The organism is Thioalkalivibrio sp. ALE9 (assembly GCF_000377445.1).
Taxonomy (GTDB): Bacteria; Pseudomonadota; Gammaproteobacteria; order Ectothiorhodospirales; family Ectothiorhodospiraceae; genus Thioalkalivibrio.
Genome location: NZ_KB898138.1, coordinates 1 through 18141 on the forward strand (window position 1 = coordinate 1; position 18141 = coordinate 18141).

The following is an 18141-nucleotide window of genomic DNA, read 5'->3' on the forward strand; positions in this document are numbered from 1 at the left end:
TAGGCCCACTCGCGCAGGGCGGTCTGGATAAAGCGCTCGGCCTTGCCATTGGTTCGCGGCGTGTAGGGCCGGGTGCGGCGATGGCGGATGCCCAGTCGGCGGCAGGCCTGGCTGAACGCCCGGGCGTGGTAGCAGGGTCCGTTGTCGGTCAGGACCCGTCGGATGGTGATCCCCAGGGTGGCGTAGTAGCGCACGGCCGCCTCCAGGTGCGCGATCGCATCCTGGGCCCGCTCGGCGGGATGGATCTCGCTGTAGGCGATGCGCGAGCGGTCGTCGATGGCCACATGCACGTACTCGTAGCCCGCTCCGATGGAGTCCTTGGCGCGGACGCCGGTCACGCGGTGGCCCGGGTGACGGAAGCGCGCCAGCTTCTTGATGTCGAGGTGGAGCAGATCGCCGGGGTGTTCGTGTTCGTAGCGCCGGGGTGGCTCGGCCGGCTCCAGTGCGCTCAGGCGGTTCAGGCCCTCGCGCCGCAGGATGCGGCTGACGCTGGCCCTCGAGATCCTTGTGAAGGTCGCGATGCGATCCATGGTCCAGCGCTGGCGCCGCAAGGCGACCACCTGCCGCTGGATCCGTCGCGGGGTTCGCCGCGGCTGGCGCCGCGGCCGGGACGAACGGTCCACAAGACCCGAACGGCCCGCCTCCTGGAACCGCTGGACCCAGCGCTGCACGGTCTTCGGATCCACGTCAAAGGCGCGGGCCGCTGCACGAAGGCTCAGGCCGTGATCCACGACCAGACGAGCCATCCGCTCTCGACTGCGGGGACCCATTAAGGCATTTTGATGAAGGTTCACGGGGCGTCCTCCTGGGGAATGGCTAAGTCCGCAAACTCAGCATCCTTCGGAGTCGTCCCGTGGACAACCTATTGAGAGATCACACCTAGGGGCCTCAGCGCAGCTGGCTGTCCTTGGAGGCGCGGCGGTTGTAGGGGCTGGTCGCGTGGTGCTCGGCGTCCTGCGCCTCCTGGCAGGTGATGCACAGGCGCACGCCCGGCAGGGCCTGGCGCCGTCCCTCGGGAATCCGCGCGCCGCATTCCTCGCATTCGAGCAGGCTTTCACCGGCCGGGAGTTCGCTGCGCACGCGCTGCAGGGCATCCTCCACCGTGTGGTCGATCTGCTCCTGCTCCGCTCCGTCCTTTGCCCATCCGCCCGCCATTCGCGTGCCCTCCCTTTTGCGCATGCCTGCAAGGCTGAGACCGCCCGGACCGGGTGTGAAGTTCCGGCGGGCCGGGGCGGGGCGTGCCCGCCCGGGTAGTCTGTTCCCCGCGTGGCAGGGGCTATCCGTGGCCGAATTCGCGGGCGACGTAGTCGATGTCCTTGTCGCCGCGTCCGGAGAGGTTGGCCAGGATGGTCGTGCCCGGGTTCTCGCGTCCGTGTTTCATGGCCCAGGCGACGGCATGCGCGCTTTCCAGCGCCGGGATGATCCCTTCGGTCCGCGATAGCTGGTAGAAGGCGTCCAGGGTCTCGTCGTCGTTGATTGCGTGGTAGGCGACGCGTTCGGTGGTCTTCAGGTAGGAGTGTTCCGGGCCGACGCCGGGATAGTCCAGCCCGGAGGCGATCGAGTGCACCGGCGCCGGGTTGCCTTCCTCGTCGGCCAGCAGCATGCACTTGAAGCCGTGGATCATGCCCGGCTTGCCATAGGTCATGGTGGCGGAGTGCTCGCCGAGCTTGGTGCCGCGCCCCAGCGGTTCCACGCCGTTCAGCTGCACCTGTTCGTCCTCGATGAAGCCGGCGAACATGCCCATGGCGTTGGAACCGCCGCCGACGCAGGCGACCACGTGGTCCGGAAGCTCGCCACCGCTCATCTCCAGGTACTGTTCGCGCGCCTCGATGCCCACCACCGACTGGAAATTGCGCACCATCAGCGGGAACGGGTGCGGCCCGACCACGGAACCGATCGCGAACAGGGCCTCGTCCGCCTGCGACAGGTAGGACTGGAAGGCCGAATCCACGGCCTCCTTCAGCGAGCGGCCGCCGAAGGAGACGGGCACCACCTGGGCCCCCATCAGCTTCATGCGGGTGACGTTGGGGGCCTCCTTGGCGATGTCGATCTCGCCCATGTGAATCTCGCACTCCATGCCGAAGTAGGCCGCCGCGGTGGCCAGGGCCACGCCGTGCTGTCCGGCGCCGGTCTCGGCGATCAGCTTCTTCTTGCCCATGTGCTTGGCGAGCAGCGCCTCGCCCATGCAGTGGTTCAGCTTGTGCGCGCCGGAGTGATTCAGATCCTCACGCTTGAGGTAGATATGCGCACCTACCGAGCGGCTCAGGTTGTGGGCGTAGTACACCGGCGTCGGGCGACCCTGATAGTGCTTGCGGATGTAGCGCAGCTCGTTCAGGAAGTCGCCCGAGCGCGCCAGGGTGCGGTAGGCGTGATTGATCTCGGCGAAATGCGGTTCCAGTTCCGGTGGCAGGAACGCGCCGCCGAATTCGCCGAAGTAGCCTTCCGGGCTGGGGAAATCCTTGAGATACGACATGGGCGGTCTCGATGCTGGATGGGTTGCGATCAGGGGGTCCGTCCGCGCGGACGCCAGGGCGTATGATCCTTCGCGCGGCGTGGGATGCCAAGCCCGAGGTGCTGAAAGGGCACTCGGTGGCGGCGGCTTGTGCTGCGGGGCGCGCCACGGCGCAGGAACCCCACTGTCATCGCGAGGCGCGCGGCGCCGTGGCGATCTCCGTGCTGGCCCCGGTGGCCGGGTGGATCCGGGGGCCTCTCCAAACGATTGCCGTGGCCCCTGCGGGGGCCTCGCAATGACGAGGGGATGGGCGGAGCTGCGGCCCCGTTCGCGCGCGCACTCAGTAGTCGAGCCGGTTGTAGCGGATCACGCGATCCAGCTCGGCGGTGCTCAGCGCGAGGCCGTAGTCCTGCTGCAGGCGGGCGTGCAGGTCGGCGGGGCTGTTCGGGGCCGGGTCCATCTCGCGGGCAAACTGGCCGACATCCTCGATGACCGCCCAGGGATAGAGGATCCAGCGCCACTCCTGTACCGCCTGGCTGTGGAAATCGGCGCGACAGGACGTTCCGGCCTTTTCGTGCAGCACCGCGGTACGTACCGCGGCGGGCTGGAAGCCCTCCAGGTGCGGGCGGGCGGTCGCCAGGGTGTCCCCGGAGTCGTTGACGTCGTCCACCAGCAGGACCCGTTCGCCGCGCACGTCGCCGGCGAGCGGGATGGTGACCGCTGCCTGCTGTTTCTCGCGGGCCCCCGAGGTGTAGTGTTCCACCTTCAGGCTCAGCAGCTTGTGCACGCGGAGGAAGTCGCAGAGAAAACGCGCCGGCATGAAGCCGCCGCGGGCAATCGCCACGATGCAGTCCGGCTGGAAGCCGCTGTCCAGGACCTGGTGTGCCAGGTCGTCGGCCGCCCGGACCACCTCGTCCACGGTGATCAGCTGGACCGGCATCTTGTTCGGTTCAGGCATACGCCGCGATCTCCACGCCGGCGGCTTTCATCTTTTTTCGGGCCTCCGCGCCGCCCTCCGGCGTAACGGGCAGCGCGGCATGCGGGATCAGGTGGACGTCAAAGCCGTTGTTGCGCGCGTCCACGGCTGTTGCCGCCACGCAGACGTCGAGGGCCAGCCCGCCCAGCCAGATCCGCGTCACGCCCCGTTTCCGCAGTTCTTCGGCCAGGCCGGTCTGGTCGAACGCGGAGTACTGGTCGTGGTCGAAGCGCGTTCCCTTCGTGACCTTGATAACGCCGGCAGGCAGCCCGAGGTCCGCATGGAACCGGGCCCCGGGCGAGTCCTGCAGACAGTGTGGAGGCCAGGGGCCGCCCTGTTCCCGGAAGCTCGGGTGGCCGGCCGGGTGCCAGTCGCGGGAGGCATAGACCGGCAGTCCCAGCGCGTCCGCGGCCTCAAGCCAGCGGTTGAGCACCGGGATGACGGTGTCGCCGTGATCGATGGCCAGGGCCCCGCCGGGGCAGAAATCGTTCTGCACGTCGACGACCAGCAGGGCATCCCCGGTCTGAAGCTGGTGGCGCGGATCGTCTGTCATGGGACTCCCCCTTGGTGTTTCCGCTGGCCGGATGTGGCGTGCCGGGCGCGTATGGCGCGGGTGACCGCATTCTGGTGTGCCTGTAGCGCCGGGCTGACGGACACGGGGTAGGGTGTCTCCGCGGGCTCGATGGCGCGGATCGCGGGGGGCAGTTGCGCCCGCTGTTCCCGCGCGTGGTCGCGCAGCGTGTCCAGATCGCGCGGATGCGCGGGCAGGCGCTGACCCCCGTGCATCACCGGCCGCAGTAACGGTTCCCCGGGCTGGCTTTCGTTGTGGCGGGCAATGATGTCGCCCGCGAACCGGCCGCCTTCCTGGCGTCGGAAGATCTGCTTGGCGCCCGGCAGGATGGGTTTGCCGCTGGAGAGCTTGAGGCGGCCTTCTCCGGCGTACTCGGCCAGCTTGTAGGCGATATCCAGGTCCGGCACGTCGGTGGAGATGCCCATGCTGGTGCCGACGCCGAAGGCGTCGATGGGTGTGTCCCGTGCCAGCAACTCGGCGATCGCGTGTTCGTCGAGGCCGCCGCTGGCGAAGATCCCGACCTGCTGCAGTCCGGCGTCGTCCAGCATCGCCCGGGCTTGGCGGGCCAGTGTTCCGAGATCACCGGAGTCCAGGCGGATGGCCCGAACGCGGAAGGCCTCGCCCCGTTCATGGCCGAGCTGGATGACCCGGCGCACGCCTTCGAGGGTGTCGTAGGTGTCCACCAGCAGCACCGTGTCCGGATAGAGGCGGGCAAAGGCGGCGAAGGCCTCGGCTTCGTCCTCGTGCGCCTGGATGTAGCTGTGGGCCATGGTGCCGCTCACCGGCACACCGTAGCGCTTGCCCGCCAGGACATTGGACGTGCTGGCGACGCCGGCGATATGGAAGGCGCGCGCGCCCTTCAGGGCGGCGTCCAGCCCGTGCATGCGGCGGGCGCCGAAGTCCACGACCTGCCGCTCCCCGGCCGCGGTCACCAGGCGGGCGGCCTTGCTCGCCTGTACCGTCTGCAGGTGGATCTGGTTCATCACCAGGGTCTCGATCAGCTGGGCCTCGGGGAGCGGCGCGGTGACCTCCAGGATCGGTTCGTTGGCGAACACCGGGGTGCCCTCGGGCACGGCGCGGACCGACCCGGTGAAACGGAAGGCCTCCAGCCAGCGCAGGAACCGGTCGGAGAAGCGGTCGAGGCCGGCCAGATAGTCGAGATCCGACAATTCGAAGCGCAGGTCTTCGAGCTGTTGCAGGACGGTGTCCAGCCCGCAGGCCAGCAGATAGTTGCGGCGCTGCGGCAGGCGGCGCACGAACAGGCTGAAGACTGCGGGTTCGTGCAGGTTCTCCTCGTAGTAGGCCTGAAGCATGGTGAGTTCGTAGAGGTCCGTGAACAGCGCCAGGCCAGGGGTGTACGGGGCGGTTGCGTGCCCGGCGCCGGTCATGCCGTCAGCTCTTCCAGGATCTGCGCGTGGATCTCGCGATCGGCCTCGGTGTGCAGGACGAAGCGGATGTGGCCGACGGCGTCCAGACGCGGGGTGGCGCCAATGACCGTCTGCAGAGCGATCCGGGCGGCCTCCTCGACGGGATAGCCGAACGCCCCGGTGGACAAGGCCGGAAAGGCGATGCCGTAGACCCCGGCCTCTTCCGCCCGGAGCAGGGCATTGCGGTAGCAGTCGGCCAGCAGTCGGCTGGCCGGCTCGTCATGCCCGTAGACCGGCCCGAGGCAGTGGATCACGAAGCGGTTGGGCAGGTTGTGGCCGTCGGTCAGAACGGCCTGACCCGGTTCGATCGGCGCCAGCGGCTGGCATTCACGCTCCAGCCCCGGGCCCGCGGCACGGTGGATGGCTCCGGCCACACCACCGCCCGGTCGCAGCCAGGCATTGGCGGCGTTGACCACCGCATCCATGTCGCGTTGCGCGGCGATGTCGCCGGTGGTGCATTCGATGGTGACGCCGTGAACCTTGACCCGCATGTGTTCCCCTTGTCCGGAATGCCCGTGGCCTGGCCGGCCCCTGATCCAAGCATAGGGCACTCGTCCCAATCGGGTGAACCGCGTCTCAGCGAGCGTCCCCGGCGAGCCGGTCGCGTACCGCCGCGGTCAGTTCCAGCGAGCGCCGTCGCGCCGCGTGATCGAAGGTGGAGGTGGTGACGATCAATTCGTCAGCGCCGGTCTGCTCGAGAAACCGGCGGATCTCGGTCTCCACCGTGTCCGGTGCGCCGATCGCGGAGCAGGCCATGGTCTGCTCGACGATCGCGCGTTCGGCGCGGTCGAGCCGCTCGCGGTAGCCCTCGACGGGGGGCTGGGTCGGTTCCGGGCGCCCGCGACGCAGGCTGATGAACGCCTGTTCCATGGAGCTGGCCAGGGTGCGGGCCGCGTCGTCGGTGTCGGCGGCGTACACGTTGTAGCCGAGCATCGCGTAGGGGCGGTCCAGCCATGCGGACGGTCGGAACTGATTCCGGTACAGCGCCAGTGCGTCCATCAGTTGCCCGGGAGCGAAGTGCGAGGCGAATGCGTAGGGCAGTCCCATGCGGGCCGCCAGCTGGGCGCCGAACAGGCTGGAACCCAGGATCCAGACGGGCACCTGCTGGCCGGCGCCGGGGATGGCGCGGATCACCTGGTCCGGCTGCGGATCGTCCAGGTAGCCGAGCACCTCGGCGACGTCCCGGGGGAATTCCTCGGGGTCGATGTCCGGGGCACGGCGCAGGGCGCGGGCCGTGGTCGGATCGGTCCCGGGTGCCCGGCCCAGTCCCAGGTCGATGCGGCCGGGGTACAGGGCGTTCAGGGTCCCGAACTGTTCGGCGACCACCAGGGGTGCATGGTTCGGCAGCATGATGCCGCCGGCACCCACCCGGATCTGTTCGGTGGCGGCCGCGACCTGGCCGATCACGACGGCGGTGGCGGCGCTCGCGATGCCGGGCATGTTGTGGTGCTCTGCCAGCCAGTAGCGCCGGAAGCCCAGCATCTCGGCGTGGCGCGCCAGATCCAGGGTGTTGTGCAGCGCCCGGCCGGTGTCGCCATTGGCGGTGATCGGGGCCAGGTCGAGGACGGAGAACGCGGTCATGGGTGCGATTGTACCGGCGCGGGTGTCGGGCGCAGCCGCCGGCGTTGCCGGTGGGGTCTATAGTCGGGTTAAGGCCTTGCCGGAGGGCGCGCCATGAGTATTTCCAGGACCCTGAACAACTTTCTCGACGAGCATGCGGTGACCTACCAGGTCGTGCACCATCCGCATTCCGACTCGGCCAGCCGCACGGCCGAAGCGGCCCATGTGCCGGGGGACGCCGTGGCCAAGGCGGTGCTGCTGGTCGAGGAGGACGGGCAGTACCGCCTGGCCATCGTGCCGGCCACGCGCCGCGTGAAACTGGGACGCCTGCACCGGCTGCTGGGCGAGCATGTGGGCCTGGCCACCGAGGACGAGGTGGCCCGCGTGTTTGCCGACTGCGAACGCGGCGCCATCCCCGCCCTTGGGCCGGCCTTCGGGCTGGAGACCCTGGTGGACGAAAGTCTGCTGGAGCAGCGCGACGTGTATCTCGAGGCCGGCGACCACGAATCCCTCGTGCACCTGCGCGAGGCGGATTTCCTCTACCTCCTCGGCCAGCCCCGCCGCGGCGACTTCAGCGCCCACGTCTGACCGGTTGCATCGGCCCGGATGACCCCGGATGATTCGGCCCCTCCGTCCCGTCTTACAGGTACTGCTGGCCGGGTTTGGGGGACGGATCGCGCATAGCGAGTACTCGGGCGGCTTCTTGAGCGAGCCGAGGGTCGGAGTGCGCGTCTGAATCAATCTGGCTCTCGCTACAAGCGACACACCGACGCGGTCAGGGACGCCTTGCGGGGCTCGCACGGGGGGCATCATGCATTTCGGTCAGACACCGGAGGAGATCGAGGCCAGCCGGCGGGGGCTGCTGGTTGCACTGTTCGCCAGCGCCGGATCGCTCATCCTGGTGGTGTTCGGCATCCTCTCGCTCCTGGAGGCACGTAACGGGCTGGCGGCAATCCTGTTGCTGAACGCCGTTTTGTGCTTGAGCCTTCTGTTGTACAACCGCCTGACACAGGCCCATGCGCGCGAAGTCAGCTACTTCTTCGCGGGCCAGGCATTCGTGCTGGCGCTCTACCTGACATTGTCGGGAGGCGTCGAGGGGTCCGGCGTCTTTTTTGCGTTCCCGGTGGTCATGATCATGGTCATGGCCGGTTTCAGCACGGTTCGAGGGGCGTTCGCGCTGTGCACCCTGCTGATGGGGGTGATGGCGCTGGGCCTGTACGGCCCGTTCCCGGCCGTGTACGAATACGATCCCGTGCAAAAGCCCAGGATCCTGGTCGGGCTGGCGGCACTATGCCTGATGGCGATCCTTGCCGAGTGGATGCGTGTACGGTCCTACCGGGCGATCACGGATACACATGATCAGCTCAGCGTGGATGCCCGCCATGATCCGCTGACCGGCCTGTTGAATCGGCGGGGGCTGGAAGAGGCCACGCGGACCATGGAGGACGAGGCCTTCCCGGCGGCCGTTGCTCTTCTCGATCTGGATCACTTCAAGCAGATCAACGATGCCTGTGGCCACGATGCGGGCGATGTGGTGATTCGGTCCGTCGCGGATCATCTGCAGCGACACTGCAAGGGTCGGGATCTCCTGTGTCGCTGGGGCGGCGAGGAGTTCCTGATCCTGCTGACGTCCACGTCCGGTTCCAGTGCCCGTGCGCTGCTGGACGATATCCGGGAGGGATTCGCGCGGACACCCATCGTCCTCGCCGGCGAGACCCGCTCCCTGTCGTTCAGTGCCGGGGTTGCGGAACTGCCCAGGCGGGGGCAGTTTGACGCCGCAGTACAGCAGGCCGACCGTGCGCTTTACCGGGCCAAGCAGGCCGGCCGCAACCGGGTGCTGGCGGCGGGTGTCGAGGGTCGTAACGAAGCATAAGGAAGCGGGTTCCCCTGCCCCGCGAGGGCGCATGCAGTCGGGCTTCGGGCGGTGGAACCGTACACGGGACGAGTGGCCTCGGAGGCGAGTGGATGACGACGATGGATCCGTTTCTGGAGATGGCGCTGGACGAGGCGCGCGAAGGCCTCGGTGAGGCGGGGATCCCGATTGGTTCGGTGCTGGTGCACCGGGGCGAGGTGATCGGGCGCGGACACAACCGGCGCGTGCAGCAGGGCAGTGCCATCCTGCATGCCGAGATGGATGCGCTGGAGAACGCCGGGCGACAGCCCGCGCAGGTATACCGCGAGTGCACGCTCTACACGACGCTGTCGCCCTGCGCGATGTGCAGCGGGGCCATCGTTCTCTACGGTATTCCGCACGTGATCATTGGCGAGAATGAGTCCTTTCTCGGTGAGGAGGACTGGCTGCGCGGGCACGGCATTCAGGTGGATGTGGTGCAGGACCCGGGCTGCCGCGAACTGATGCGGTCGTTTATCGAGAACCACCCCGAACTGTGGCACGAGGACATCGGCCACTGACACCACCTTCCGGCGGGTGTGCGGGCTCAGGGGCCTTCGCGCGGGGGCGGATCGGCGTAGGGATAGTCGCTCGCCTCCAGGTTTTCCTGGAAGCTTTCGAGGCGTTCCACGGCCAGGTCGGTGCGGTTGAACTGGGCGATGTGGAACAGGGCGTCGCCCTCGTTGATCAGCGGCAGGTTGAGTTCGCCGATGATGATGCCGGAGGCGGGGGCGAGGATCTCGGTCTCGGTCTCGCCGAAGGGGTCGGAGACGATGGCCAGCCGGGTCTGGTCGCGGACGACGCGATCGCCCTGGCGCACGAAGGTCCGCAGGATGCCGCTTTGCGGCGCCCGGACCCAGCCGCTGGTGCGGGCCATGATGGGCTCCTTGCGCGGGCGCCGGCGCACGGCCGGGAGCATCTCCAGGTGGCGCATGACCTCGATGATGCCGTGTACCCCGCCGCGGATGGAGAGCTCGTCGAAGCGCAAGGCCTCGCCGGCCTCGTAGAGCAGGATCGGGATCTGGCGTTCCGCGGCCGCCTCGCGCAGGGAGCCGTCGCGCAGCGCGGAGTTGAGGATTACCGGTGCGCCGAAGGCGCGGGCGAGCTCGCGGGTTTCCGTATGGTCCAGGTTGGCGCGGATCTGTGGCAGGTTGGACCGGTGGATGGCGCCGGTATGGAGGTCGATTCCGTGCGTGCAGCGCTGGACGATCTCGCGCATGAACAGCCGCGCGACCCGGGCGCCCAGCGAGCCCTTCTGTGATCCCGGAAAACAGCGATTCAGGTCGCGCCGGTCGGGCAGGTAGCGGCTCTGGTTGATGAAGCCGTGCATGTTCACCACGGGCACGGCGATCAGGGTGCCCTTCATGCGCCGCAGGGCGGGCACCTTGAGCAGGCGGCGGATGATCTCGACGCCGTTGATCTCGTCGCCGTGGATGGCGGCACTGACGAACAGCACCGGCCCCTTGCGCCGGCCGCACAGGACCTGAACCGGCATGTTGGTGGGTGTGTGGGTGTACAGCGCCCCCAGTTCCAGCTCCACCGTGCGGCGTTCGCCCGGGCGGACGGTGATGCCGCCGATCGTGATCGGGTCGTTGCGAACGGCCCGCGGAGTCGCCATTAGCCGCGGCCCTTGGTCTTGGTCCGGTTGGGCTTGGCGTTCTTCTCGATGAAGTCGATGATCATGCCCGCCACGTCCTTGCCGGAGGCGTTCTCGATGCCTTCCAGGCCGGGCGACGAGTTGACCTCCATGACCACTGCGCCGTGGTTGGAGCGCAGCAGGTCCACACCGCAGACGTTCAGCCCCATCACCTTGGCCGCGCGCACGGCGGTGGCGCGTTCTTCCGGGGTAATGCGGCACAGCGTGGCGCTGCCGCCACGGTGCAGGTTGGAGCGGAACTCGCCTTCCTTCGCCTGGCGCTTCATGGCGGCGACGACCTTGTCGCCGATCACGAAGCAGCGGATGTCCGAGCCCTTGGCCTCCTTGATGTATTCCTGCACCAGGATGTGCTGCTTCAGGCCCATGAAGGCCTGGATGACACTCTCGGCCGCCTGCTTGGTCTCGGCCAGTACCACCCCAAGGCCCTGGGTGCCTTCCAGCAGCTTGATCACGCAGGGCGCGCCGCCCACGGTGGCCAGCAGGTCGTCGATGTCGTCCGGCGAGTGTGCAAACCCGGTGACCGGCAGGCCGATACCGCGGCGCGACAGGAGCTGCAGGCTGCGCAGCTTGTCGCGCGAGCGCGAGATGCCGACGGACTCGTTCAGCGGATAGACGTTCATCATCTCGAACTGGCGCAGCACGGCGGTGCCGTAGAACGTGATGGACGCCCCGATGCGCGGGATGACCGCGTTGAACTGGTCGAGGATGTCACCCTTGTAGTGGATCTGCGGGTTGTGCGCGGTGATGTTCATGTAGCAGCGCAGCGGGTCCACCACACGGACCTCGTGGCCCCGCTGGTCGGCGGCCTCGACCAGGCGTCGGGTGGAGTAGAGCTTGCTGTTACGCGAGAGGATGCCGAGTTTCATTCAGGCGCCTGCTGGGCTGTCGGGGTGGACGGACGATGGCTGGCAATGAACGAGGCCTGGGGATCGACCAGGAAGCGACCCCGCATGGCCTCGCGGCCAAGCAACATGCGAAAGAGCATGGTATCGCGGCTGGTCAGGGAAAGCTCAACGGGCAACAGCAGCGGGCCCAGTTGCACGCGGGTGGTGATGAAATAGCGATCGCCGCTGTGTCCGCCGGAGTCGGTGACGCGGCGGATGTCCAGTACCGGGGCCTCGCACCAGACCTCGGTTGTGGCGTCGTGCTGGTGAGGGTGAATGCCGAAGCGTACCCATTCGTGACCGTCACGGGTGAACGGCTCGATGTGGAAGGTGTGGAGCGCAGAGCTGCGCGCGCCGGTATCGACCTTGCACTTGATGGCGGGGATCCCGAGATCGGGGAGCCCGACCCATTCGCGCCAGCCGAGGATGGGCGCCTCGCGGGTTTGCGGTGTAGTTTGGCTGGAAGGGGACGGGTGATCCACGTCGGCTCCCGGTGCGGGTGGAAGCCTCACTATAGCGAATCACCCGCCCGCTGCGAGCGGCCGGGGACACTTGGTTGCATGTGACCCCGAGGAGGGCTCAGTCCTCCGCGATGGCCGCGTTGGTCAGGTTGTCCAGCGCATTGCTCATGGTGTCCAGGATGTCGTCCCGGTCGTCGATTCCGTGGCGTTCGGCCATCCATTCCGGGTCGTTGTAGGCCAGCCAGGTCTGGCCGTCGTCATCGGTCCAGGCCAGCGCCTTCATCGGCAGGTCGATGCCCGCGGTCTGCTGGCTGGTGAACATGTGGCTGCCCAGTGCCGGGTTGCCGAACAGCAGGAGTTCGGTAGGACCGAGGTCGATGTCCACACCGTCGGCCTTTGCCGCATGGTCCCAGCGCAGGGCGACGCCGACGTCGTTGGCTGCGAGCGCGTTCTCCAGCCGATCCAGGGTCTCGGAGGTCGAATGCGGGCTGGCCTTGGCGATCATGCCGGGGACGTCGACGGCCAGCGCCGGTGTCGCGGTCAGGGCCAGGGGCAGCAGGGCAGTGAGCAGAGTCTTTTTCATGACGAGGTCCTTGTCTCGGGGAGAATCGAACAGGTCGGGCCGGAGAGCGGTGGGGCGTTGCCCCGGGTTGCACCTGCGTGGAAAACCCAAGGCGGGGAAGGTAGACGATCGATACAGATTTTGCAGGGCCCCTCGCGACGATGGTCGGTTCGGGGCCTGAATTCGGGGGGGCAGTCTGCCGGGGCGGGCGGACGCCGGCTATGTTCGAGCGGCCGGAAAAAAGGCTCCGGCGTCCGCCAGAGGGCGGCAGGTGCCGAGGCCTGCGTCACTGCATCAGCAGGTAGCCTTCATGCTGCAGTTCGATGATCTCGGCGTCGGCCATCGGCACGACGTTCACGAAGCCGTGGATGTCCTCGAGCTCGATCCCGCGCAGGCGGGCGGAGGCTTCGCACATGCGGAACTCGATATTGCCGGCCTGTGTCAGCGACCGGGCGCGGCGCATCAGTTCTTCGTGCTCGTCGAATTCGTCGCGGGTGAAGTAAGGCACTTCCTGCCCGTGCAGCACCATCACGATGTGCGATTCGAACGGGTCGGCCTCGTAGACATTGTTCAGCATGCTCACCCGATCCAGCACCATTTCCAGCTCGCGCGGGCTGCTGGTGTAGACGTCATAGACCACCTTGCGGGGCTCGTAGGGGCGATCCATCTTCTCGGCGGAACCCCACGGCAGGTTGTCATCCGCGCCGGCGACGAGGGGGAGGGCCAGCAGGCTGACGGCGGCCAGCAGGATCAGCAGCAGTCGGGTTACGGGACGGTTTTTCCGGTTCATGAGTGGCTCCTTGGTTGCTTTGCCTCGTGGAGGGTGGACGCTTTGCCGTAGCGAAACGTTCCTTGCGACGCGGGACGCTACATGCGGGTCTCGGGCCCCTGATTCCGCAGTACGCGCTCGAGGACCGATTCCATCGCGAAGGTGATGCGCCGGCCCAGCGTCTGGGGACGGTGATAGGTCAGTTCGAATACGTCCGCCTCGCGGGTCAGTTCCAGCAGCAGGTCATCGCTGGTGCGCAGTTCGTCGGCCAGCCCCATCTCGCGGGCCTGTTCGCCGTACCAGTGTTCCCCGGTGGCGACCTGGTCCAGGTCCAGTTGCGGGCGGTAGCGGGCCAGGAAGGTCTTGAACAGCTCATGCGCCTCTTCCAGTTGTTCGCGGAACTTCTTGCGGCCCTCGTCGGTGTTCTCGCCCAGCATGGTCAGGGTGCGCTTGTACTCGCCGGCGGTCAGCAGTTCGACGTCGATGTCGTTGCGTGACAGCCAGCGGTGAAAATTGGGAATCTGCGCGACCACGCCGATCGAGCCCAGCACCGCGAAGGGAGCGGCCACGATGCGGTGACCGACCGCCGCCATCATGTAGCCGCCGCTGGCGGCCACGCGGTCCACGGCCACGGTCAGGTCCAGACCCCCTTCGCGCAGGCGGGCCAGCTGGGCGGCGGCCAGCCCGTAGGAGGGGACCAGGCCCCCTGGACTTTCCAGGCAGACAATCGCCCGGTCCTGGTCCGGCCGCGCCATCGTGAGGATCGCGGTGACTTCCTCGCGCAGGCTTTCGACACTGGAGGCGCGGATGTCGCCGTCGAAACGCAGCACGTACACGCGGGGGCGTTCGGTCGTCGAACCGTCGTCCGGAGGCGCATCGCCAGATTGCGTCATGTCCGCGCTCCCCGATCCTTCCGCCTGCGACGGGGCATCGTGGGCTCGCCCCAGCTTGCGACGGCTCCAGGCGCGCAGGCGCTCGAGCCGACCACGGCGGCGTTCAACGGCTCGGCGCACGGTTTTCTCCATGCGCTCGAAGCGGTCGTTCAGGCGCTTGACCTGCAGGCGGTCCGGCCGTCGCTCGCGCGAGCGGGCGAGCAGGCCGGCGAACGCACTCAGCACGATGAGCGCGGCGATTACGGCCGTGGCGGCCTTGGCGAGGAAGAGTCCGTATTCCTGCAGAAATTCCATTTCGTGTCCCGGTTGAATGGGGTTGCGTGGTGAGCCGCGAAGGCGGTGTGTGCATAATGCCAGCATGGATACCGATACAGTTGAAGACCCCCGGAGCGCGGGACGGTTTCACGGCCAGGAAGGTTCCGCGGCCGGTCCGGTTCCCGAGCCGATCATTCACGCCGGGTATGCCACGCTGAGCCTGCGCCAGATCGACGACTGGAACGGGGTGCCCAAGGGCACGGCCTTTCGCCTGTTCAAGGCACGCAAGGACCAGCTGCGCGAGGGCGTGGATTTCTTCTACATCCCCGAAGGCAGCCACCCCGAACTGACCGAGACCCTGCGCCTGGATGGCCGAATCTATCCCTCCACCGTACACCTGGTACTGCTGACCGGCGCCGCCTATACCCGCCTGCGCGAGGAATGGCATGCGCGCACTCATAACCCGGGTTGCGGATGCCCCGACGAACACTGACAGGGCGCGGCCCCATGGGCCTGCCCGAGCGGGCCGATTGATGCGTGTCACCCTTGAACAGTGGCGGATGCTGCAGGCGGTGGTGGAGGCCGGCGGCTTTGCGCGTGCCGCCGAACGGGTGCACAAGAGTCCGTCGAGCATCAACCATGCGGTGCAGAAGCTGGAAGAGCAGCTGGGGGTGGATGTCTTCGAGGTGCAGGGCCGCAAGGCCGTACTCACCCCGGCGGGCGAGGCGCTTTTGCGCCGGGCCGGGCATCTGCTCGAAGAGGCGGCGGAGATCGAGAACCTGGCCGGCGCGCTGGCGGCAGGGGTGGAATCCGAGATCCGGCTGGCAGTGGATCAGCTGCTGCCGCGCGAGCCGGTGATCCGGGCGCTGGAGACCTTCTCGAAGGCCTACCCGGCCACCCGGATCCAGCTGCACGAGGTGGTGCTGAGCGGGGGGCCGGACATGCTCCGGGAAGCGGCCGTGGACATTCTGCTGGGGCCGGAACTGCCTTCCGGTTATCTCGGGAGCTGTCTGGGCGAGTTGTCGATGGTCTGCGTCGCGCATCCCTCGCATCCCCTCGCCCAGGCGGAAGCGGCCCTGACCCGGCGCGATCTGCAGGCACACCGCCAGGTGGTGGTGCGCGATTCCGGCGACCAGGGAGGTGGCCAGGGCGGCTGGGTCGAGGCGGACCAGCGCTGGACGGTCTCGCACATGGGCACGGCCTGCGAGATCCTGCGTTCGGGCATCGGGTTCGCCTGGGTGCCGGAGGATCGCATCGCGGGGGATCTTGCCGACGGCCGCCTGGTCGAATTGGATCTGGAGGCCGGGGCGCGCCACCGGGTGCCGTTCTACATTACGCATGCCGATCGTGACCGCGCCGGCGTGGCCAGCCAGTCCCTGATGGCAGCACTGGAACAGGGTTTCCGAGGCGAGCCTTCATAGTCAGGCAAAGCTTGTGGGAGCGGGCTTGCCCGCGAAGCGCCGGCCCGCGCCGGATCGTGCCCGCAAGCCTGAGCGCAATACCCAATCACAAGGAAAGAACCAATGTGCGGGATCGCAGGAGAATTCGTCTGGGGTGAGCGGCGCGCCAGCGGCGAGGCCGTGGCGCGCATGCTGCCCTGCCTGGAACGGCGTGGGCCCGATGCCGACGGGCTGTGGGCCTCCGGGCGGGTCGCGTTGGGGCACCGGCGCCTTTCGATCCTGGATCTGTCGCAGCGCGCGCACCAGCCGATGTTCGACCCGGAGACCGGGCTCGCGCTGGTGTTCAACGGCGCGATCTACAACTTCCGCGCCCTGCGCAGCGAGCTGGAGGGCCGCGGCCATCGTTTCTTCTCCACCGGCGATACCGAGGTCATCCTGCGCGGCTATGCCGAGTGGGGCGAGGGCATCGTGGCCCGGCTGCACGGCATGTTCGCCTTTGCCCTGTATGACGGCCACGCCCAGCGCCTGCTGCTGGCGCGCGACCGCATGGGCATCAAGCCGCTGTACCTGGCGCGCACGGGCGACGGCATCCGCTTCGCCTCCAACACCCAGGCGCTGCTGGCGGCGGGCGACGTGGATACCGAACTGGATGCCGAGGCACTGCACATGCTGTTCTCGCTGCACGCGGTGGTGCCCGCGCCGCGCACCGTGCTGCGTGGCATCCGCAAGCTGGAGCCGGGGCATTACCTGAGCATCGATGCGCGCGGCCAGGAACGTCTGCAGCGCTACTGGACGCTGCATGCCCACCGCCCGGACGCGGCCGTGTCCGACGCCGAATGGCAGGAGCGTATCGAGCACAGTCTGCGCAGCGCCGTGCGCAGGCGCCTGGAGGTGGCCGACGTGCCGGTCGGCGTGCTGCTCTCCGGCGGGCTGGACTCCTCCCTGCTGGTCGCGCTGGCGATGGAGGAGGGGGCGCAGGACCTGCGCACCTTTACCGTCGGCTTCGAGGACCAGCCGGAGGAGAAGGGCTCGGAGTTTGAATACTCCGATCCGGTCGCCGAGCGCTACGCCACCGACCATCAGGCCACGCTGATCCCCAACGACCAGGTGCTGGCCCGATTGCCGGAGGCGGTCGGGGCGATGGCCGAGCCGATGTTCGGCCAGGACGCGGTGGCCTTCTACCTGCTGTCCGAGCAGGTCTCGCAGCATGTGAAGGTGGTGCAGTCCGGCCAGGGCGCGGACGAGGTCTTCGGCGGCTACTTCTGGTACCCGCAGATGGCCGAGGACCGTCACGGCGACTGGGTGGAACGTTTCCGCCGCCACTACTTCGACCGCGACCACCCCGAGATGGCCGAGATGCTGCGCCACCCGCCGGCGAACGACGTGACCGGCGACTGGCTGCGCGAGCAGTTTGCCGAACTCGAGACCGACCGCGCGGATTCCTTCATCGACGCGGTGCTGGCGCTGGATGTGACCACGCTGATCGTGGACGATCCGGTCAAGCGCGTGGACAACATGACGATGGCCTTCGGCCTGGAGGCGCGGGTCCCGTTCCTGGATCACGAACTGGTGGAGACGGCCGCCGCGATGCCGCCGCACCTGAAGCTGGGCGACGGCGGCAAGGACGTGCTGCGCCGCATCGCCCGCGGGCGCCTGCCGGACGCGGTGCTGGACCGGCCCAAGGGCTACTTCCCGGTGCCGGCACTCAAATACGTGCGCGGGGACTTCCTCGAGTTCATGCGCGACATCCTGACCTCGCGCGCCTCGCGCGAGCGCGGCCTCTATCAGCCGGCCTACATCGACAGGCTGCTGGATGCCCCGGACCAGTACTTCACCCGCATCCAGGGCTCCAAGCTCTGGCACGCAGCCCTGCTCGAATACTGGCTGCAGACCCACGTGGACCGGTAATCGCGGCATGGAGCGGGTGCGGATCCGGCGCGTCTACGATCCGGTCGATCCCGAGGGTGGGGCCCGTGTGCTGGTCGACCGCCTCTGGCCCCGCGGGGTGAAGAAATCGGCGCTCGCGCTGGATGCTTGGGAAAAGTCGCTCGCCCCGTCCGCGGATCTGCGCCGCTGGTTTGGCCACAACGTGGCGTGCTGGCCCGAATTCTGTCGCCGGTATCGGGCGGAACTGGCGGCCGCTCCCGACGATGCATGGGCCTGATTGCTGGGGTATGCCCGGCGTAGCCGCCTGACCCCGCTGACGGCCACCCGAAACGAGGAGCACAGCGATGCGGCGGTCCTGCGGGAACTCCTCGACGCCGAACTCCTCGACGCCGAACTCGCCGAGGAGGCGACGAACGACGAGCGGGCCTCGCCGGTGTGTTTCGGACCCGAAAGCGGGGGGCGCGCGGGGTAGACCGTCTGGCCCCATGTCCCCCAC

Annotated in this window: 20 protein-coding genes and 1 pseudogene; 7 read left to right on the forward strand and 14 right to left on the reverse strand. The window is 68.0% G+C overall.

The features are described 5' to 3' along the window. The 8 genes from D106_RS0113395 to D106_RS0113435 all read right to left on the reverse strand — a co-directional run. Nucleotides 1–746: IS481 family transposase (locus D106_RS0113395; protein ID WP_018880348.1), on the reverse strand; the 746-nt coding region annotated here is incomplete at its 3' end. A gap of 142 nt (nucleotides 747–888) precedes the next feature. Then, nucleotides 889–1155 (reverse strand): DksA/TraR family C4-type zinc finger protein, encoded by a 267-nt coding sequence (locus D106_RS0113400; protein WP_018876375.1) that lies wholly within the window; start codon nucleotides 1153–1155, stop codon nucleotides 889–891. A 121-nt stretch (nucleotides 1156–1276) separates the two neighbouring features. Then, the gene (gene trpB, locus D106_RS0113405; RefSeq protein WP_018866128.1) at nucleotides 1277–2473 is read right to left on the reverse strand and encodes a tryptophan synthase subunit beta; all 1197 of its coding nucleotides are present in this window, start codon (nucleotides 2471–2473) and stop codon (nucleotides 1277–1279) included. Nucleotides 2474–2792: 319 nt separating this feature from the next. Continuing rightward, nucleotides 2793–3410, reverse strand: coding sequence for a phosphoribosyltransferase (locus D106_RS0113415; protein WP_018877594.1), 618 nt, complete (start codon nucleotides 3408–3410; stop codon nucleotides 2793–2795). Next, on the reverse strand, nucleotides 3403–3981 hold the full coding sequence (locus D106_RS0113420; protein WP_018880350.1) for an isochorismatase family protein: 579 nt from the start codon (nucleotides 3979–3981) through the stop codon (nucleotides 3403–3405). The genes D106_RS0113415 and D106_RS0113420 overlap by 8 nt, the downstream gene beginning before the upstream one ends. After that, nucleotides 3978–5387: a nicotinate phosphoribosyltransferase gene (locus D106_RS0113425; protein WP_018880351.1), complete on the reverse strand. Its 1410-nt coding sequence runs from the start codon at nucleotides 5385–5387 to the stop codon at nucleotides 3978–3980. The genes D106_RS0113420 and D106_RS0113425 overlap by 4 nt, the downstream gene beginning before the upstream one ends. Next, a complete protein-coding gene (locus tag D106_RS0113430) occupies nucleotides 5384–5917 on the reverse strand; it encodes a macro domain-containing protein (protein ID WP_018880352.1) in 534 nt (177 codons plus the stop codon). The genes D106_RS0113425 and D106_RS0113430 overlap by 4 nt, the downstream gene beginning before the upstream one ends. An 85-nt stretch (nucleotides 5918–6002) precedes the next feature. Continuing rightward, the gene (locus tag D106_RS0113435; RefSeq protein ID WP_018880353.1) at nucleotides 6003–7007 is read right to left on the reverse strand and encodes an LLM class flavin-dependent oxidoreductase; all 1005 of its coding nucleotides are present in this window, start codon (nucleotides 7005–7007) and stop codon (nucleotides 6003–6005) included. Between the two features lie 93 nt (nucleotides 7008–7100). On the opposite strand from D106_RS0113435, the gene D106_RS0113440 reads away from it, so the two are divergent. The 3 genes from D106_RS0113440 to D106_RS0113455 all read left to right on the forward strand — a co-directional run bounded on the left by D106_RS0113440 (nucleotide 7101) and on the right by D106_RS0113455 (nucleotide 9398). After that, a complete protein-coding gene (locus tag D106_RS0113440) occupies nucleotides 7101–7574 on the forward strand; it encodes an aminoacyl-tRNA deacylase (protein ID WP_018876381.1) in 474 nt (157 codons plus the stop codon). A gap of 223 nt (nucleotides 7575–7797) precedes the next feature. Further along, the gene (locus tag D106_RS0113450) at nucleotides 7798–8859 is read left to right on the forward strand and encodes a GGDEF domain-containing protein (protein WP_018880354.1); all 1062 of its coding nucleotides are present in this window, start codon (nucleotides 7798–7800) and stop codon (nucleotides 8857–8859) included. 101 nt (nucleotides 8860–8960) lie between these two features. After that, complete coding sequence (locus D106_RS0113455) at nucleotides 8961–9398, forward strand: nucleoside deaminase (RefSeq protein WP_018866137.1); 438 nt, start codon at nucleotides 8961–8963, stop codon at nucleotides 9396–9398. 26 nt (nucleotides 9399–9424) lie between these two features. On the opposite strand, the gene D106_RS0113460 is transcribed toward D106_RS0113455, so the two are convergent. The 6 genes from D106_RS0113460 to sohB all read right to left on the reverse strand — a co-directional run bounded on the left by D106_RS0113460 (nucleotide 9425) and on the right by sohB (nucleotide 14397). Beyond that, on the reverse strand, nucleotides 9425–10495 hold the full coding sequence (locus D106_RS0113460) for a succinylglutamate desuccinylase/aspartoacylase family protein (RefSeq protein WP_018866138.1): 1071 nt from the start codon (nucleotides 10493–10495) through the stop codon (nucleotides 9425–9427). Continuing rightward, on the reverse strand, nucleotides 10495–11400 hold the full coding sequence (gene rimK / locus D106_RS0113465) for a 30S ribosomal protein S6--L-glutamate ligase (protein ID WP_018876384.1): 906 nt from the start codon (nucleotides 11398–11400) through the stop codon (nucleotides 10495–10497). The genes D106_RS0113460 and rimK overlap by 1 nt, the downstream gene beginning before the upstream one ends. Next, complete coding sequence (locus D106_RS0113470; RefSeq protein ID WP_018880355.1) at nucleotides 11397–11900, reverse strand: ATP-dependent zinc protease; 504 nt, start codon at nucleotides 11898–11900, stop codon at nucleotides 11397–11399. The genes rimK and D106_RS0113470 overlap by 4 nt, the downstream gene beginning before the upstream one ends. 97 nt (nucleotides 11901–11997) lie before the next feature. Then, nucleotides 11998–12462, reverse strand: coding sequence for a DUF302 domain-containing protein (locus D106_RS0113475; RefSeq protein WP_018880356.1), 465 nt, complete (start codon nucleotides 12460–12462; stop codon nucleotides 11998–12000). A 265-nt stretch (nucleotides 12463–12727) separates the two neighbouring features. Continuing rightward, a complete protein-coding gene (locus D106_RS0113480; RefSeq protein ID WP_018866142.1) occupies nucleotides 12728–13231 on the reverse strand; it encodes a DsrE family protein in 504 nt (167 codons plus the stop codon). 77 nt (nucleotides 13232–13308) lie between these two features. Further along, entirely contained in the window at nucleotides 13309–14397 is a 1089-nt protein-coding gene (gene sohB, locus D106_RS0113485) for a protease SohB (protein ID WP_018880357.1), read from the reverse strand. 64 nt (nucleotides 14398–14461) lie between these two features. On the opposite strand from sohB, the gene D106_RS0113490 reads away from it, so the two are divergent. The 4 genes and pseudogenes from D106_RS0113490 to D106_RS15315 all read left to right on the forward strand — a co-directional run bounded on the left by D106_RS0113490 (nucleotide 14462) and on the right by D106_RS15315 (nucleotide 18117). Then, on the forward strand, nucleotides 14462–14851 hold the full coding sequence (locus D106_RS0113490; RefSeq protein ID WP_018866144.1) for a hypothetical protein: 390 nt from the start codon (nucleotides 14462–14464) through the stop codon (nucleotides 14849–14851). Nucleotides 14852–14891: 40 nt separating this feature from the next. Further along, the gene (locus D106_RS0113495) at nucleotides 14892–15779 is read left to right on the forward strand and encodes a LysR family transcriptional regulator (RefSeq protein WP_255349379.1); all 888 of its coding nucleotides are present in this window, start codon (nucleotides 14892–14894) and stop codon (nucleotides 15777–15779) included. 102 nt (nucleotides 15780–15881) lie between these two features. Further along, nucleotides 15882–17666 carry an N-acetylglutaminylglutamine amidotransferase gene (locus tag D106_RS0113500; protein WP_018880359.1) on the forward strand — a complete coding sequence of 595 codons (1785 nt, stop codon included), beginning with the start codon at nucleotides 15882–15884 and terminating at the stop codon, nucleotides 17664–17666. A gap of 7 nt (nucleotides 17667–17673) precedes the next feature. Next, a pseudogene (locus D106_RS15315) lies at nucleotides 17674–18117 on the forward strand (DUF488 domain-containing protein). Nucleotides 18118–18141 lie beyond the last annotated feature (24 nt).

Bases quoted from the DNA above. Each gene is read 5' to 3' on its own strand.
- trpB (WP_018866128.1), bottom strand. From the start codon at position 2,473: ATGTCGTATCTCAAGGATTTCCCCAGCCCGGAAGGCTACTTCGGCGAA.
- D106_RS0113450 (WP_018880354.1), top strand. From the start codon at position 7,798: ATGCATTTCGGTCAGACACCGGAGGAGATCGAGGCCAGCCGGCGGGGG.
- D106_RS0113475 (WP_018880356.1), bottom strand. From the start codon at position 12,462: ATGAAAAAGACTCTGCTCACTGCCCTGCTGCCCCTGGCCCTGACCGCG.
- rimK (WP_018876384.1), bottom strand. From the start codon at position 11,400: ATGAAACTCGGCATCCTCTCGCGTAACAGCAAGCTCTACTCCACCCGA.
- D106_RS0113490 (WP_018866144.1), top strand. From the start codon at position 14,462: ATGGATACCGATACAGTTGAAGACCCCCGGAGCGCGGGACGGTTTCAC.
- D106_RS0113480 (WP_018866142.1), bottom strand. From the start codon at position 13,231: ATGAACCGGAAAAACCGTCCCGTAACCCGACTGCTGCTGATCCTGCTG.
- D106_RS0113495 (WP_255349379.1), top strand. From the start codon at position 14,892: ATGCGTGTCACCCTTGAACAGTGGCGGATGCTGCAGGCGGTGGTGGAG.
- D106_RS0113400 (WP_018876375.1), bottom strand. From the start codon at position 1,155: ATGGCGGGCGGATGGGCAAAGGACGGAGCGGAGCAGGAGCAGATCGAC.
- sohB (WP_018880357.1), bottom strand. From the start codon at position 14,397: ATGGAATTTCTGCAGGAATACGGACTCTTCCTCGCCAAGGCCGCCACG.
- D106_RS0113440 (WP_018876381.1), top strand. From the start codon at position 7,101: ATGAGTATTTCCAGGACCCTGAACAACTTTCTCGACGAGCATGCGGTG.
- D106_RS0113460 (WP_018866138.1), bottom strand. From the start codon at position 10,495: ATGGCGACTCCGCGGGCCGTTCGCAACGACCCGATCACGATCGGCGGC.
- D106_RS0113435 (WP_018880353.1), bottom strand. From the start codon at position 7,007: ATGACCGCGTTCTCCGTCCTCGACCTGGCCCCGATCACCGCCAATGGC.
- D106_RS0113415 (WP_018877594.1), bottom strand. From the start codon at position 3,410: ATGCCTGAACCGAACAAGATGCCGGTCCAGCTGATCACCGTGGACGAG.
- D106_RS0113420 (WP_018880350.1), bottom strand. From the start codon at position 3,981: ATGACAGACGATCCGCGCCACCAGCTTCAGACCGGGGATGCCCTGCTG.
- D106_RS0113425 (WP_018880351.1), bottom strand. From the start codon at position 5,387: ATGACCGGCGCCGGGCACGCAACCGCCCCGTACACCCCTGGCCTGGCG.
- D106_RS0113430 (WP_018880352.1), bottom strand. From the start codon at position 5,917: ATGCGGGTCAAGGTTCACGGCGTCACCATCGAATGCACCACCGGCGAC.
- D106_RS0113500 (WP_018880359.1), top strand. From the start codon at position 15,882: ATGTGCGGGATCGCAGGAGAATTCGTCTGGGGTGAGCGGCGCGCCAGC.
- D106_RS0113455 (WP_018866137.1), top strand. From the start codon at position 8,961: ATGGATCCGTTTCTGGAGATGGCGCTGGACGAGGCGCGCGAAGGCCTC.